Consider the following 13,606-nt stretch of genomic DNA (forward strand, 5'->3'; position numbering starts at 1 on the left):
AACCGGTGGTGGGCACGTACGCTCCTATGCCGCCCCCAGCGTCCCCGCGATGCCCGAGATCGCCTCCGGGCCCACCCGGCAGCAGCCGCCGATCAGGCGGGCACCGGACTGCTGCCAGCCCTGCACCTGGTCGGCGGTGAAGGTGGAACGGCCGGTCCAGGCGCGGGAGTCGGCGTTCCAGATCTCGCCGCTGTTGGGGTAGACGACGACCGGCTTGCCGGTGACCCGGGCCGCGGTCGCGGCGGCGGTGTCCACGTCCTCGGGCGCGCAGCAGTTCACGCCGACCGCGATCACCTCGTCCGCCTCGGCGGCCAGGGCGAAGGCCTCCTCCAGTGGCTGCCCGGCGCGCGTGCGGCCACCGGCGACGGAGTACGTCAGCCAGGCCGGCACCCCGAGCCCGCGCACGGCCCGCAGCAGAGCGGTGGCCTCGTCGGCGTCGGGGACGGTCTCCAGGGCGAGGACGTCGGGGCGGGCGGCGGCCAGCACCTCCAGGCGGGGGCGGTGGAAGCGCTCCAGTTCGTCGACCGTGAGGCCGTAGCGCCCCCGGTACTCGGAGCCGTCCGCGAGCATCGCCCCGTACGGGCCGGCCGAGGCCGCCACCCACAGCGGGCGGGAGACGCGGGCGAGCCGGGCCGCGTCCCGTGCCGACTCGACGCTGAGCGCCATGAGTTCGGCCGCCCGGTCGTGATCGATCCCGCGCTTGGCGAAGCCCTCGAACGTGGCCTGGTAGCTGGCCGTGATCGCCACGTCCGCGCCCGCCCGGAAGTAGGCGAGATGCGCCTCGGTGATCGCCTCCGGCTGTTCCGCGAGCAGCCGCGCCGACCACAGCTCGTCGCTCAGGTCGTGCCCGGCCGACTCGAGCTGGTTGGACATGCCGCCGTCGAGGACGACCGTCCCGGCGGCGAGGGCTTCGGCGAGGGTGAGGGTGCTGGTCATACGAACGACCGTAGTCGAGACCCGGCGGCGGACCCCAGCCGATTGTGTCCAGTACATGAACAGGTCGCCCAACATGTGGGATGTCGGGTTACGATCACGGCCCTCCCCCTCCGCTCGTCAGGAACGCCCATGACCGTCCCCAGCCCCGCCGAGGCCGCCGAAACCGTCGAGTCGGCCCCGGCGCCTCCTCCCCGCCGCACCTTCGGCCTGGCCGCCGCCACGGCCCTCGTCATGGGCAACATCATCGGCGGCGGCATCTTCGCCCTGCCCGCCACCGTCGCCCCCTACGGCACGATCAGCCTGCTCGCCTTCCTCGTGCTCTCGGTCGGGGCCGTGCTGCTCGCCCTGCTCTTCGGCAGGCTGGCGCGGCGCAGCCCGGTCACCGGCGGGCTGTACGTCTACCCGCGGGACGCGTTCGGCGAGTTCGCCGGGTTCCTGTCGGCCTGGTCGTACTGGACGATGTGCTGGGTCAGCATCGCCGCCCTGGCCGTCGCGGTCGTCGGCTACGTCGAGGTCCTGATACCCCTGCACGGCAACCACGCCCTCCAGGCAGCCGTCGCCATGGCCGCTCTCTGGCTGCCGGCCGCGGCGAACTTCGCGGGCACCCGCTGGGTCGGCACGGTGCAGGTCGTCTCCACCGTCCTGAAGTTCGTACCGCTGCTCCTGCTGGCCACCGTCGGCCTGTTCTTCGTCGACGCGGACAACTTCGGCCCGTTCAACGCCTCCGGCCAGAGCGTCCCCGGCGCGCTGGCCGCCTCCGCCGCGCTGCTGCTGTACAGCTTCCTCGGGGTCGAGTCGGCCGCGGTCAGCGCGGGCGAGGTCCGCGATCCCGAGCGCACGGTCGCCCGGGCGAGCGTCCTCGGCACACTGGCCTCGGCCCTGGTCTACATCCTCGGCACGGTCGCCGTGTTCGGCCTCGTCCCGCACAGCCGGCTCGTCGACTCGGGCGCCCCGTTCGCCGACGCGGTGAACGCCCTCACCGGTAGCTCCTGGGGCGGCACGGCCATCGCCCTGGTCGCCGTCGTCTCGATCACCGGCTGCCTCAACGGCTGGATCCTCATGGCCGCGCAGATGCCGTACGCCGCCGCGCGCGACGGTCTCTTCCCCGCGCCCTTCGCCCGGGTCGGCAAGGGCGGCGTCCCCGGCTTCGGCGTCTGGGCCTGCGCGATCCTCGGCACGCTCCTCATCGCCCTCAACTACACCGCGGGCCCGGACACTACTTTCCGCGTCCTCGTCCTGATCACCACGTTCACCGGCTGCGTGCCGTACCTGCTGTCGGCCGCCGCCCAGCTGTACTGGCTGGCCCGCGGCACCCGCGACCGCGTCCGCCCCGCAGGCCTGGTCCGCGACCTGATCGTCGCCGTCCTCTCCTTCGGCTTCTCGTTCTGGCTGATCGCGGGCGCCGGATACGCGGCCGTCTACCAGGGCGTGCTGTTCCTGTTCGCCGGCATTCCGGTGTACGTGTGGCTGCGGGGGCGGCGGGAGGCGGCCGCCTAGGACTCCCACAGCAGGAACGAGCTGTCGTCACCTGGACGCCGGTAACCGTCCAGGTACCGACCGGTTTCCAGCGCGTCCGCGGTGCAGTGCAGCAGCGCGGTCAGGGAACTCCACATGGGGTGGGAGGACAGGTGGGAGGCGCCCAGCTTGTCGTGCTCCTGGATGCGCTCGTGCGGCCGGGAGACGTCCAGGTGGAGCACACCGCCCGCGCCGTCGGAGGCGAAGGGGACCCACGACGGGGCGTAGGCGGGGGGAGAGCCGTCACCCCAGACCTTCGTCTTGGACCGCCAGACGGTCACGACCTCGTCGGTGCTCAGGATCTCGTAGAAGGGCGGCAGGCAGAAGCTGCCGCTGCCGTTGTGGCCCAGTAACAGGAGGGCGTGGTCGGGGTGGAGGCTCGTGCCGAGCTGCTTCTCGGCCCGGGCGATGTCCGCCGAGGTGGCCCCGGGCGCCAACTCCCGGGCGCGCCCGCGTTCCTCCAGCCAGCGTTCCACGCGCTGCCACGACTCGCCGAGCGGAGCGGGCTCCATGTGTCCTCCTGCTGGTCTCGGATGGACCTCACCGTAAGCTGACGGGATGCCTGAAGTCGCCGTGGCGGAAGCCGAGTTTCGCGAGATTTTCGATTCCGCAGCCCCCGGAAGGACGACCCTCGTACCTCTCACGCACAACCCGTTGAACGGCGTCACCGCGGGCGTGTGGCGTGTCACGGGCGGCGGCCGGTCGGCCGTCCTGAAGGTGCTGACGCGGACCAAGGAGACCAGCGTCACGTGGGCCGCCTCCAACGACCCACGGCACTGGAACTTCTGGCGCCGGGAGGCGTACGTCTACCAGTCGGGGCTCGCCCGGGTCTGGCAGCGGCACGGCATCCGCGCGCCCCGGCTGCTGGCCTGTGTCGAACGCCCCGACGGTGACCTGGCGTTGTGGCTGGAGGACGTGCCGGGCGAACCGGCGACGGCCTGGCCGCTCACCCGGCACGTCGAGCACGCGCACCGACTCGGGGCCGCGCAGGGCGCGGTGGGGGCGGGGGAGGACCGGCCGTGGCTGTCGCAGCGCTTCCTGCGCGACTACACGGCTTCCAAGACGACGGGCCAGGACCTGCTCGATGACGACGAGGCCTGGCGGCACCCCCTGGCCCGGGAGCACTTCCCGGCGGGCCTGCGCGAGGACATGGTCCGCCTCCGCCACGACCGCGAGTGGTTCCTCACGGTCATGGAGTCCCTGCCGCGCGCCTTCTGCCATCTCGACCAGTGGCCGGCCAACGTCCGCTGCGACGGCCGCGACAGTGTCGTGTTCGACTGGGCGTTCGCCGGGGACGGCGCACTCGGCGAGGACCTCGGCAACTACCTCCCCGACTCCGTCTTCGACCTGTTCGTCCCCGCCGCCGACCTCCCCGGCCTGGCCAAGGCGGCCTACGACGCCTACCTGCACGGCCTGCACGAGAGCGGCTGGCGCGGCGACGAACGGCTCGTACGGCTCGGCGTGTGCGCCTCCGCCGTGAAGTACGACTGGCTCACCGCACTGATGCTCGCCCGGGCGGACGAAGAGCAGCCGGCCTACGGCGGCCAGGGCGCCGTCCCCGCCGGACTCCGCTACCGCGAACGCGGCCTGACCCTCGCCTTCCTCGCCGACTGGGCGGCCGAGGCCCGGCTGCTGGCTCCCCAGCTCGGTTTCCCGGAGGCGCCGAGCGGCCGCTGACGGCGGACACCTGAGGCTCACTGCCGGGAGAAGGGAAGGGCATGGCCCGCGTCGTCGAGTTGTCGTACTACCCGGTCAAGGGATGCGCCGGGACATCGGTGACCGAGGCACCGCTGACACTGGCCGGACTGGCGCACGACCGCAGCTTCATGGTCGTCAGCGAAGAAGGCGTGTACCGGACCCAGCGCCGGGACCCCCGGCTGGCCGTCATCCGGCCCGCCATCACCGCCGACGGCGAACGCCTCACGCTCGGCGCACCGGGGACCGAGCCCCTTCACCTCCGTGTGGACACATCCGGCCCCCGGCAGCAGGTGGACCTGTTCGGGACCGCCTACCAGGGCATCGACCAGGGTCAGGCGGCAGCCGACTGGCTCTCGGACGTGCTGCGGGCCCGGAGCCGGCTCGTGCGCGTACCGCCGGAGCACGACCGGGTGACCGACGGCATGACACCGGGCACCTCCGGCTACGCCGACAGCTGCGCCCTGCACGTCGTCTCGCGCGCCACCCTCGACCTCCTCAACCGGAAACTGAGCGAACGCGGCGCGAGCCCGCTCCCCATGAACCGCTTCCGCCCCAACATCGTGCTCGACGGCTGGGACGAACCGCACACCGAGGACCGCGCCCGCCACCTCCGCTTCGGCGACACCGAACTGGGCTATGCCAAGCTCGCCATCCGCTGCGCCGTCACCCTGGTCGAGCAGGAATCCGGGGCCAAGGCGGGCCCGGAACCGCTGCGCACCCTCGCCGGCTACCGGCGGGCGTCCGAGGGCGGCGTCGCCTTCGGCGCGAAGTTCGCCGTGCTGCTGCCCGGCAGGGTGTCCGTGGGCGACGTCGCCGTCACGTCGTGGGGCGAGTCCGAGCTGTGAGCCTCACTGCCGCGCTCGGCCCGCGTGCCGACCGCCACGACGCCGGCTCCGGCTGCGTCGCGTCGCCATCGGTACGGCGAGGCTGACGACGAGCGCCAGCCCCAGCGCGTACGGCCACCAGCCGAAGCCGACGTCCTCCGACGCACCGGCGTTCCGGGGTGCCACGGCGCCGGACGCGGACGCCTCGGGCGCGGTGGGGGAGGGGCTCGGGACGGTTTCGGTGGTCAGGGCGACGTCGTTGCCGTCTCCCGCCCGGTAGTCGATGCGGTAGGTGGTGTCGCCGAGCTTGAGACGGGCGCCTTGCCGCAGCCCTTTGAATGTTCCCGAGATCCTGCCGTCGCCCTTGTGGTCGAGGACGGTGATCTCCCGAGCGGACCGGCCCCGGCTTCCCACGGCCGACACGTCGAGGTCCCCTGCCAGCCGTACCGTCCCCGTCACTTTCAGCGGCTTGCCGCGCAGGATCAGCGAGCCATCCGAGCTCTGCGTGTAGCCGCCGTTCACGGTGAGGCCGGTCGTGACGGCGCCTTCGTTCGTCACCGGTCCCGCGACCGTGCCCTTGCCGGTGAGCGCGGTCGCGACGCGCAGGCCCGCCGGGCCCGGGTCCAGCCGTGCCCCGGCCGCCGTGAGCCGTATGGCCTTGCTGCGAGTGAGGTTGGCGCCCTTTCGCAGGGCCAGCGTGCCCTTGGAGACGGTGGTCGTCCCGGTGTATGTGACAGCGGGACCCGTCAGCGTCGTCCTAGCGGTGCCCGACTGGGTGAGCGAGCCGCTGCCGCCGATACGGGAGAGGGTGAGGGGCCGTTTCGTGTTGCGCAGGACGAGCGAGCCGTCGTTGACGACCTTGTAGCGGGCGCCTGCCGTGTACAGCCCGCCGTCGCCGCCGCGCTTCCCGCTGCCCAGGCGCAGCACCGCCCCCTTCTCCACCGTCGTGGAGCCGTCGTAGTACTGGACGGCCGCGAACGTCACGTCGTTGCCGGGGGTTCCGGCGATGACGATGTCGCCGGCGCCGGGGGCCGAGAGGGTGTCGTGGAACCTGCCGCCGCCGATGGGGGCGCCGAGCGTCACCGGGCCGTCGTAGTCGAAGGTGAGGCGGGAACGGGAGCGGGCGGCCAGGAGGTTGATGTAGACCGTCTCGGCGGTGCCCGGCATGAAGATCTTGTCCGTGGTGCCGTCGCCCCACTGGACGTTCGCGCCCTTGATGTTGGTGCCGCGCTTGTTGACGTTCTTGCGGGCGGGCGTCCAGTTGAGGGCCGGGTCGCTGAGTGACGGGTCGCTGTCGCCGCCCCGGTCCGACCAGCTGTACTGGCCGGTCAGGATCACCTTGCCGCCGGGCCGCGACTGGACGTTGATGTCACTGCCGTACTCGCGCTGGTAGAAGTCCATGCCCATCGTGACGGTCCGGCCGAGCGGCGTGTCGACGGTCCAGGTGCCCTGGTTGAGGACCTTGCGGACGTTCGGCAGCGAGGTCGCGTACTCCGGGCGGCCGGCGTTCAGCTGCGTGCCGTTGTCGATCACCCCGGAGAAGGAGTGCGTGCCCGACAGGTCCCAGGTGCCCCACAGGAACCTCGGCTGGGTGATCAGCCCGGAGCCGCTGATGGTGCCCAGGTTGTACGCGCTCCTCAGCGACAGCCGCAGGGTGCCGTCGACCCGGATGTTGTCCTGGTTGAGGCGGAACGCCGGGGTGTTGTACGGGAAGTGGCCGATCAGTCCCGTCGTACCGCCGTCGCCGTACTGGAGCGTCGCACCGCGCTCCACCGTGACCGCCGGCGGGTCGGGGCTGGTGACGGTGACGTACGGGTGGTTCCCGCCCGGCGTCCGCACCCGCTGCCGCCGCCGGGGCTCGGGGAGCGTGAAGTCGCTGTCCCTGGTGAGGACCAGTGTCCCGCTGCCGCGCACCGTGAGTGTGCCCTCGCCCCGGAACACGCCGTCGTACGTGGTCGTCCCGGGCGGCACGGTGACGGCCGTGTCACCGGTGAGCGTCACGTCCCGGTCGGCCAGCACGTCGGCGGTGATGTCCCGTGGACCGGCGGCCACCGCCGGGGGAGCGAAGAGCAGGGAGGCGACCGCCGCGAGGACACCGGCGGCCGCTGCTGTGGTGTGGGTGAGACTGCGCACGGGAGGGGAGACGCGGGTGGCAGGCGGCCGATAACAGAAAATCGGCCGCCGGGTCCGTCCGTCCGTATCAGGGCAGTATCAGGGCTGGGTGTTGAGCCACTCATCGAAGGTGGGGCCCGCGAGCTTGGCGTGCGGGCTGGGCAGGAAACCGCCGGCCGCCGCGGTCTCGGCATCGGGCATGCCGGAGCCGTCGACCTCGACAACCTTGATGCCTCGGCGGGCACCGAGGAGTCTGGCCGCCTCGGCCATGGACTCCCTGCGGGGCCCGGCGATCTCGGGGATCGGTGTTCCGGGACCCGGCCGGCCGGGCACGTCGGGGTCGGTGGCCAGGTCGACCAGCGTTTCGGCCACGGTACGGCAGGCCACGAGCTGGGTGGGCAGGGCCGGGATGTAGGCGACGTCGCCCTGCTGCCACTCCAGGAGCTGACCGACGAATTCATGGAACTGCGCGGCCCGCAGAATGCGAGCGGGCAGCGGGCCGGACAGGTGGGCCTCCTCGTGCACCTGCTGGGCGGCGACGAAACCGGCGGTGGCCTTGTCCGTGCCGATGATGGACACGGCGACGATCCGGCCGGCTCCCGCATGCCGGCCGGCCTCGTGCAGGTTGCGGGTGGCGGTGCGGAAGAATTCCGTGGCGGCCTCCTGGTCGGAGGCGTGCCATGACGCGACGTCGATGATGACGTCGACCCCGGTGAGCGCCTCGGCCAGGCCCTCACCGGTGATGATGTCCACGCCGGTGGCGCGGGACATCGGCACGGCGTGGTGCCCCCGTTCCGCCAGGACGTCCACGACGTGGCGTCCCAGCCGCCCGGTTGCTCCTGCCACTGCGAACTTACTGGTGCTCATGGTCCATGCCCTTCGCATCGGGTCGGTCCTGACGAACACGAGACGCCGGCGCCCCGGCGCCTGTAACAGTCGCGGTCGCGTGACGCAGGCCACCGATCGGGGGTGTTACAGGACGGCCGGGACCGGCGTCCAGTGAGTGGAGCAGGACCGGGAACGGACAGGCGGGAGCCGGGTATGAGCGAGCGCAGCGAACGAACCACGGGCACAGCCGGGCCACTTGACCGTGCCGACCGGGTGGAGTCGGTGGACGCCGCCACCGAAGTGTTCGTCGCCCACCGTGATCTGCTGTTCACCGTCGCCTACGAGATGCTCGGTTCGGCCGCCGACGCCGAAGACGTCCTGCAGGAGACCTGGCTGCGATGGGTGGGCGTCGATCCGGCAACCGTGCGGGAGAAACGTGCCTACCTGGTGCGGATCGTCACCCGGCAGGCACTGGACCGGATGCGGGCCCTCGGCCGGCGCAAGGAGTCCTACGTCGGACCGTGGCTGCCCGAGCCGTTGCTGACCGCGCCGGACGTGGCCGAGGACGTCGAACTGGCCGACAGCATCTCGATGGCGATGCTGCTGGTGCTGGAGACGCTGGCGCCGGTCGAACGGGCGGTGTTCGTGCTGCGCGAGGTGTTCGATCTCGAGTACGACGAGATCGCCGAAGCCGTCGGCAGGAGCCCGGCCGCGGTCCGCCAGCTCGCCTATCGCGCACGGGCGCACGTCGCCGCGCGCCGACCACGCGGCACCGTCTCCCCGGCCCAGACCCGAGCCGCGCTCCAGGCCTTCCAGCGAGCGGTCGAAACCGGCGAGTTGCAGAGCCTGCTCGACATCCTCGCCCCGGACGTCGTCGCCCTGAGCGACGGCGGCGGAGTCAAGCACGCCCTGCTGCGGCCCATCGTGGGCGCGGACGAGGTGGCCCGCCTGCTGGCGGGCGGCTGGTGGAGGCGCGAAGCCGAAAGGTCGGTCGAGCCGGCTCAGATCAATGGCGGCCCGGGCCTGCTCGTCCGGGTCGACGGGGAGGTCGACGGCGTCGTGGCTGTGCGCGTCGAGAACGGCTACGTCACCGGGGCCTACCACGTCCGCAATCCCGAGAAGCTGTCGCGCGTGGGGCGGGAAACCGCCGTCAGCCGTTGAGCTTGATCTGTGCCGGGGCAGGCCGCCGCCGAGAATTCCCCTGGCGGCAGGGACAGGCACCACGGAAGGATCATTCGATGGCGGATGTGATTTTCTTCGATCTGGACGGCACCCTGGTCGATCATCGAAGCGCGGTCTTCGAAACGATCGGCCGGATCGTCCAGGCCGCGCCGAACGCGACGGCTCCACCGGAGGAGCTGGTGGCGTTGTGGTGGACGCTGGAGGCGCGCCACATGCGGGAATACCTGGCCGGTCAGTGCTCCTTCGCCGAGCACCACCGACGCAGGCTCCGTTCTTTCCTGCCGATGCTCGGCGAGCCGGTTCCGACAAGTCCCGGCCTTCTGGACGCCTGGATCGCCGAGCGCTACCTCACCGTGTTCGAGGAGTCCTGGCGGTGCTATCCCGATGTCCAGCCGTGCCTGGAGACCCTGAAACGGCTTCCCCGAGGGCCGCGTCTGGCTGTTCTCAGCAACGGAGACCCCGAGCAGCAGCGTGCCAAGCTCGCCCGCTTCGGCCTCCTCGCATACTTCGAAGCTGTCCTGACCCCGGCCGAGCTCGGTGCGGCCAAGCCAGCCGCCTACGCGACCGCCTGCCGGTGGATGCGGACGGACCCCGCGCAGACGGTCAACGTGGGCGACATGCTGGAAAGCGATGTCAACGCGGCCGCCCTCGCCGGGCTCACCGGCATCTGGCTGGATCGCGGCATCGACTTCGTCACCGGTGGACCATCGCCGACGGCGGACGAGACGGTGCCGCGCATCGAACGGCTCACCGACCTACCCGACCACCTGATGCGACCGCTCAGTGCCGGGCGAACTGGACACGGCTCGGCTGTACCGCGTCCGGACGAATCGCGATGCCGTCGACGGTGAGCTGTTCGCCGTAGATGTCGGTGAGCCTCAGGGCGCCGCCGCAGCCCGTGCCGTCGGGGGAGAGGAAGTAGTTGTACTCGGTACGGGTCAGCCGGCTCCATCCGCTGCCGGTCTTCACCTCCAGGCGGGCCAGCGGGTTGCGGTGGCCGAGTGCCTGGATGCCGCACCAGTGGCGGCTGGAGCCGGTCTTGTAGCGGATCGAGACGGTGTCGGACGTGCTGGGGCTCAGCAGGCTCCAGGTGATCGGGATCCGGCCGGCGGAGAGGCCGGCGAGCTTGGCGAAGGCCTCTTTGCTGAGGTCGAGTTGCCCGGGGGCGCAGGGCAGCGGGCATTCGTTGGTGACCCGGACCGTGACGGAGGCGCCGTTCGCCGCCCGGACGAGGATGTACGCCCCGCACGCCTTGGACGTCTCGTAGTCGGTGTGGTTCATCGCCGCGACCATGAGGTCGGGGCTCGGGCCGTACAGGCAGGCGCCGTCGCCGTCCGCGGCGTCGTAGTGGGTGGCGACCCCCTCGTAGGTGACCTGGGGCTGGATACGTCCCGCCAGCGGTGCCGTGCCGGACACCGGCCGCGGTGAGGACCGCGGGGCGCTGGTGGGCGAGGTCCGCGCCGACGGGGTGGTCGCGGTCGGCGTCGGGGATGCCTTGGACGGCTTCGGCTTCGGCTTCGGCTTCGGGCTCGGTTTGGCCTTCTGTTCCGGTGTCGCGGCCGGGGCACTCGACTGGTTGCCGGCGGCGGGCTCGGCAGCGGCTCGCACGGCGTTCGGCTCGCTGTCGGGGCGGAGTGCGATCATCAGGGACAGCAGAACTCCCACGGCTGCCACGGCGACGGCGAGGACGAGGGCCGTGCGCCGCTCGCGGAGGGGACGGCGGCGGGAATGGGATGCCACGGTTGCGTCCTTACGTGGTTCAGGGGAATGCGCGCTTTCGACCCACCAGTCGTCGTCGGCGCCGGAAAGGTTGCCCCCCTTTCCGCACCCGGCCGTCTTTGTCCCGTCAGACCCGTTGACCTCCTCGTGGCACACCCTTACCTTTTCGGCGTTCGTAATGACAGATGGTGTTCGAAATGTCAGACGACGTATCAGACAACGCATCAGACAACGCCGTGTGTCCCCAGTGAGAGGCAGGCCCCACCGCATGAGCCGCGACCGCGACCACGCTCTGCCCGAACCCCCCAGCCGCAGGCTGCTGCTGAAGGGCGCCGCAGCCGCCGGTGCCCTGGCCGCCGTCCCCGCCGTCCCGGGTGTGGCCCAGGCCGCCACCCCGGCCAGGACCCCGAAGCCGGCTCCCTTCGTGAACCCGCTCGTCCGCAACCGGGCCGACCCGCACATCAACCGGCACAAGGACGGCTTCTACTACTTCACCGCCACCGCCCCCGAGTACGACCGCATCATCCTGCGCCGCTCCCGGACCCTGAACGGCCTGGGCACGGCGGACGAGTCCGTGATCTGGCGCGCCCACCCCACGGGCAACATGGGAGCGCACATCTGGGCGCCGGAACTGCACCGCATCGGCGGCAAGTGGTACATCTACTTCGCCTCGGCGCCCGCGGAGGACGTGTGGGCGATCCGCATATGGGTGCTGGAGAACGCCCATCCCAACCCGTTCAAGGGCACCTGGGTGGAGAGGGGCCAGGTGAAGACGGCCTGGGAGACCTTCTCCCTGGACGCCACCACCTTCACCCACCGCGGCAAGCGCTACCTCGCCTGGGCGCAGCACGAGCCCGGAATGGACAACAACACCGGCATCTTCCTGTCCGAGATGGCGAACCCCTGGACCCTGAAGGGCCCGCAGGTCCGGCTCTCCACCCCCGAGTACGACTGGGAGCGCATCGGCTTCAAGGTCAACGAGGGCCCGTACGTCCTCAAGCGCAACGGCCGCCTCTTCATGACGTACTCCGCCAGCGCCACCGACTTCAATTACTGCATGGGCCTGCTGACCGCGGACGCCGACAGTCACCTCCTGGACCCCATGAGCTGGTCCAAGTCGCCGACGCCGGTCTTCACCAGCAACGACACCACCAAGCAGTACGGCCCCGGCCACAACTGCTTCACGGTCGCCGAGGACGGCCGCACCGACGTCCTCGTCTACCACGCCCGCCAGTACAAGGAGATCAACGGCGACCCGCTGAACGACCCCAACCGGCACACCCGTATCCAGAAGCTCGGCTGGAAGCCGGACGGAACCCCGGACTTCGGCATCCCGGTCGCCGACACGGTGAAGGCGGGTGACTGAGATGAGACGCGCGTACGCGCTCCTCCTCGCCCTGTGCCTGGCGCTGGCGGGCGCTCTCGCCACCGCCGGGGCCGCCCAGGCCGCGCCCCAGACCGTCACCAACGGCACCCAGTTCAAGGACACCTCGGGCAACCCCGTCCACGCGCACGGCGGCGGGGTCCTCAAGGTCGGCTCGTACTACTACTGGTTCGGCGAGCACCGCAACGCCGACAACACCTTCCGGTACGTCGACGCCTACCGCTCGACCGACCTGAAGAACTGGGAGTTCCGCAACCACGTGCTGACCGAGGCCAGCGCCCCGGAGCTGGCGACCGCCAACATCGAGCGGCCGAAGGTCATGTACAACGCGTCCACCGGCAAGTTCGTGATGTGGATGCACAAGGAGAACGGCACCGACTACAGCGAGGCGCGCGCCGCCGTCGCCGTCTCGGACACCGTGGACGGCAACTACACCTGGAAGGGCAGTTTCCGTCCGCTCGGCCAGCACATGTCCCGCGACATCACGGTCTTCGTCGACACCGACGGCGCCGGGTACATGATCTCCGCCGCGCGCGAGAACTACGACCTCCAGATCTACCGCCTCACCGCCGACTACACCGGCATCGCGAGCCTGGTCGCCAACCCCTGGCCGGGCGGCCACCGCGAGGCCCCGGCGCTGTTCAAGCGGAACGGCGTGTACTTCATGCTGACCTCGGGCGCCACGGGCTGGAACCCCAACCAGCAGCAGTACGCCACGGCCACGAGCATCGCCGGACCCTGGTCGGCCATGAAGAACATCGGCGACTCGACGACGTACGGTTCGCAGACCGCGTTCGTCCTTCCGGTGCAGGGCAGTTCCGGCACCTCGTACCTCTACCTGGGCGACCGCTGGGGCAACTCCTTCGGCGGGACCGTCAACGACTCACGCTACGTCTGGCTGCCGCTGACCTTCTCCAACTCGACCACGATGTCCATGTCCTGGTCGCCGGAGGTCACCATCGACACGGCCGCCGGGACCGTCTCCGGCACGAGCGCCACGTACAACACCCTCATCGCCCGCCACTCCTCCAGGTGCGCGGACGTGACCAGCCAGTCGCTCTGGGCGGGGGCCCAGCTCAAGCAGTACGACTGCAACGGCGGCACCAACCAGAAGTACTGGTTCAAGTCCGTCGGCGGCGGCTCCTACCAGCTGATGGTCAGGAACAGCTCCCTGTGCGTGCAGGAGAACGCGAGCACGGTCACGCAGGAGAACTGCAACGCCTCCGCGACGAGCCAGCAGTGGTCGCTGACCACCACCGGCTCGTACGTGAACGTCAAGTCCCGCGCGACCGGCGAGTGCCTGGACGTGAACGGCGCGTCCACCGCCGACGGCGCCGCGCTCATCACGTACACGTGCAACGGCGGAACCAACCAGCAGTGGACGCGCGGGACATGACGACCCCGACGG

The 13,606-nt window shown here is 71.0% G+C and carries 12 protein-coding genes; 7 read left to right on the plus strand and 5 right to left on the minus strand.

The features are described 5' to 3' along the window. Positions 1 to 24: 24 nt before the first annotated feature. Entirely contained in the window at positions 25 to 936 is a 912-nt protein-coding gene (gene mmuM, locus ACZ6TU_RS14805; RefSeq protein WP_467669565.1) for a homocysteine S-methyltransferase, read from the minus strand. A gap of 129 nt (positions 937 to 1,065) precedes the next feature. Between mmuM and ACZ6TU_RS14810 the strand changes: the two genes are divergently transcribed. Further along, positions 1,066 to 2,433, plus strand: a complete 1,368-nt coding sequence (locus tag ACZ6TU_RS14810) for an amino acid permease (RefSeq protein WP_469548559.1) — start codon at positions 1,066 to 1,068, stop codon at positions 2,431 to 2,433. On the opposite strand, the gene ACZ6TU_RS14815 is transcribed toward ACZ6TU_RS14810, so the two are convergent. Next, positions 2,430 to 2,963, minus strand: a complete 534-nt coding sequence (locus tag ACZ6TU_RS14815) for an SMI1/KNR4 family protein (RefSeq protein ID WP_469548562.1) — start codon at positions 2,961 to 2,963, stop codon at positions 2,430 to 2,432. The two genes, ACZ6TU_RS14810 and ACZ6TU_RS14815, sit on opposite strands and share 4 nt — an antisense overlap. A 46-nt stretch (positions 2,964 to 3,009) precedes the next feature. On the opposite strand from ACZ6TU_RS14815, the gene ACZ6TU_RS14820 reads away from it, so the two are divergent. Together ACZ6TU_RS14820 and ACZ6TU_RS14825 are read left to right on the plus strand one after the other, a co-directional pair. Further along, positions 3,010 to 4,128, plus strand: coding sequence for an aminoglycoside phosphotransferase family protein (locus ACZ6TU_RS14820; protein ID WP_469548566.1), 1,119 nt, complete (start codon positions 3,010 to 3,012; stop codon positions 4,126 to 4,128). A gap of 41 nt (positions 4,129 to 4,169) precedes the next feature. After that, on the plus strand, positions 4,170 to 4,994 hold the full coding sequence (locus ACZ6TU_RS14825; RefSeq protein WP_469548567.1) for an MOSC domain-containing protein: 825 nt from the start codon (positions 4,170 to 4,172) through the stop codon (positions 4,992 to 4,994). A gap of 3 nt (positions 4,995 to 4,997) precedes the next feature. Here the strand turns inward: ACZ6TU_RS14825 and ACZ6TU_RS14830 are convergent, their stop codons facing one another. Both ACZ6TU_RS14830 and ACZ6TU_RS14835 read right to left on the minus strand, forming a co-directional pair. After that, the gene (locus ACZ6TU_RS14830; RefSeq protein ID WP_469548569.1) at positions 4,998 to 7,106 is read right to left on the minus strand and encodes an autotransporter; all 2,109 of its coding nucleotides are present in this window, start codon (positions 7,104 to 7,106) and stop codon (positions 4,998 to 5,000) included. A gap of 78 nt (positions 7,107 to 7,184) precedes the next feature. Further along, positions 7,185 to 7,952: an SDR family oxidoreductase gene (locus ACZ6TU_RS14835; RefSeq protein WP_467669577.1), complete on the minus strand. Its 768-nt coding sequence runs from the start codon at positions 7,950 to 7,952 to the stop codon at positions 7,185 to 7,187. A 174-nt stretch (positions 7,953 to 8,126) separates the two neighbouring features. On the opposite strand from ACZ6TU_RS14835, the gene ACZ6TU_RS14840 reads away from it, so the two are divergent. Further along, the gene (locus ACZ6TU_RS14840) at positions 8,127 to 9,074 is read left to right on the plus strand and encodes an RNA polymerase sigma-70 factor (protein ID WP_467669579.1); all 948 of its coding nucleotides are present in this window, start codon (positions 8,127 to 8,129) and stop codon (positions 9,072 to 9,074) included. A gap of 2 nt (positions 9,075 to 9,076) precedes the next feature. Continuing rightward, entirely contained in the window at positions 9,077 to 9,946 is an 870-nt protein-coding gene (locus ACZ6TU_RS14845) for an HAD family hydrolase (RefSeq protein ID WP_467669581.1), read from the plus strand. On the opposite strand, the gene ACZ6TU_RS14850 is transcribed toward ACZ6TU_RS14845, so the two are convergent. Next, entirely contained in the window at positions 9,876 to 10,835 is a 960-nt protein-coding gene (locus ACZ6TU_RS14850) for an expansin EXLX1 family cellulose-binding protein (protein ID WP_467669583.1), read from the minus strand. The two genes, ACZ6TU_RS14845 and ACZ6TU_RS14850, sit on opposite strands and share 71 nt — an antisense overlap. A gap of 247 nt (positions 10,836 to 11,082) precedes the next feature. Between ACZ6TU_RS14850 and ACZ6TU_RS14855 the strand changes: the two genes are divergently transcribed. Continuing rightward, positions 11,083 to 12,180 carry a glycoside hydrolase family 43 protein gene (locus ACZ6TU_RS14855; protein WP_467669585.1) on the plus strand — a complete coding sequence of 366 codons (1,098 nt, stop codon included), beginning with the start codon at positions 11,083 to 11,085 and terminating at the stop codon, positions 12,178 to 12,180. Between the two features lies 1 nt (position 12,181). Next, positions 12,182 to 13,594 carry a family 43 glycosylhydrolase gene (locus ACZ6TU_RS14860; protein WP_469549191.1) on the plus strand — a complete coding sequence of 471 codons (1,413 nt, stop codon included), beginning with the start codon at positions 12,182 to 12,184 and terminating at the stop codon, positions 13,592 to 13,594. The last annotated feature ends 12 nt before the right edge of the window (positions 13,595 to 13,606 follow it).

The organism is Streptomyces sp. NPDC052064 (genome assembly GCF_055585925.1).

Coding starts and splice junctions, on each gene's coding strand:
- ACZ6TU_RS14855 (WP_467669585.1), top strand. CDS start 11,083: ATGAGCCGCGACCGCGACCACGCTCTGCCCGAACCCCCCAGCCGCAGG.
- ACZ6TU_RS14815 (WP_469548562.1), bottom strand. CDS start 2,963: ATGGAGCCCGCTCCGCTCGGCGAGTCGTGGCAGCGCGTGGAACGCTGG.
- ACZ6TU_RS14840 (WP_467669579.1), top strand. CDS start 8,127: ATGAGCGAGCGCAGCGAACGAACCACGGGCACAGCCGGGCCACTTGAC.
- ACZ6TU_RS14835 (WP_467669577.1), bottom strand. CDS start 7,952: ATGAGCACCAGTAAGTTCGCAGTGGCAGGAGCAACCGGGCGGCTGGGA.
- ACZ6TU_RS14810 (WP_469548559.1), top strand. CDS start 1,066: ATGACCGTCCCCAGCCCCGCCGAGGCCGCCGAAACCGTCGAGTCGGCC.
- ACZ6TU_RS14825 (WP_469548567.1), top strand. CDS start 4,170: ATGGCCCGCGTCGTCGAGTTGTCGTACTACCCGGTCAAGGGATGCGCC.
- mmuM (WP_467669565.1), bottom strand. CDS start 936: ATGACCAGCACCCTCACCCTCGCCGAAGCCCTCGCCGCCGGGACGGTC.
- ACZ6TU_RS14860 (WP_469549191.1), top strand. CDS start 12,182: ATGAGACGCGCGTACGCGCTCCTCCTCGCCCTGTGCCTGGCGCTGGCG.
- ACZ6TU_RS14820 (WP_469548566.1), top strand. CDS start 3,010: ATGCCTGAAGTCGCCGTGGCGGAAGCCGAGTTTCGCGAGATTTTCGAT.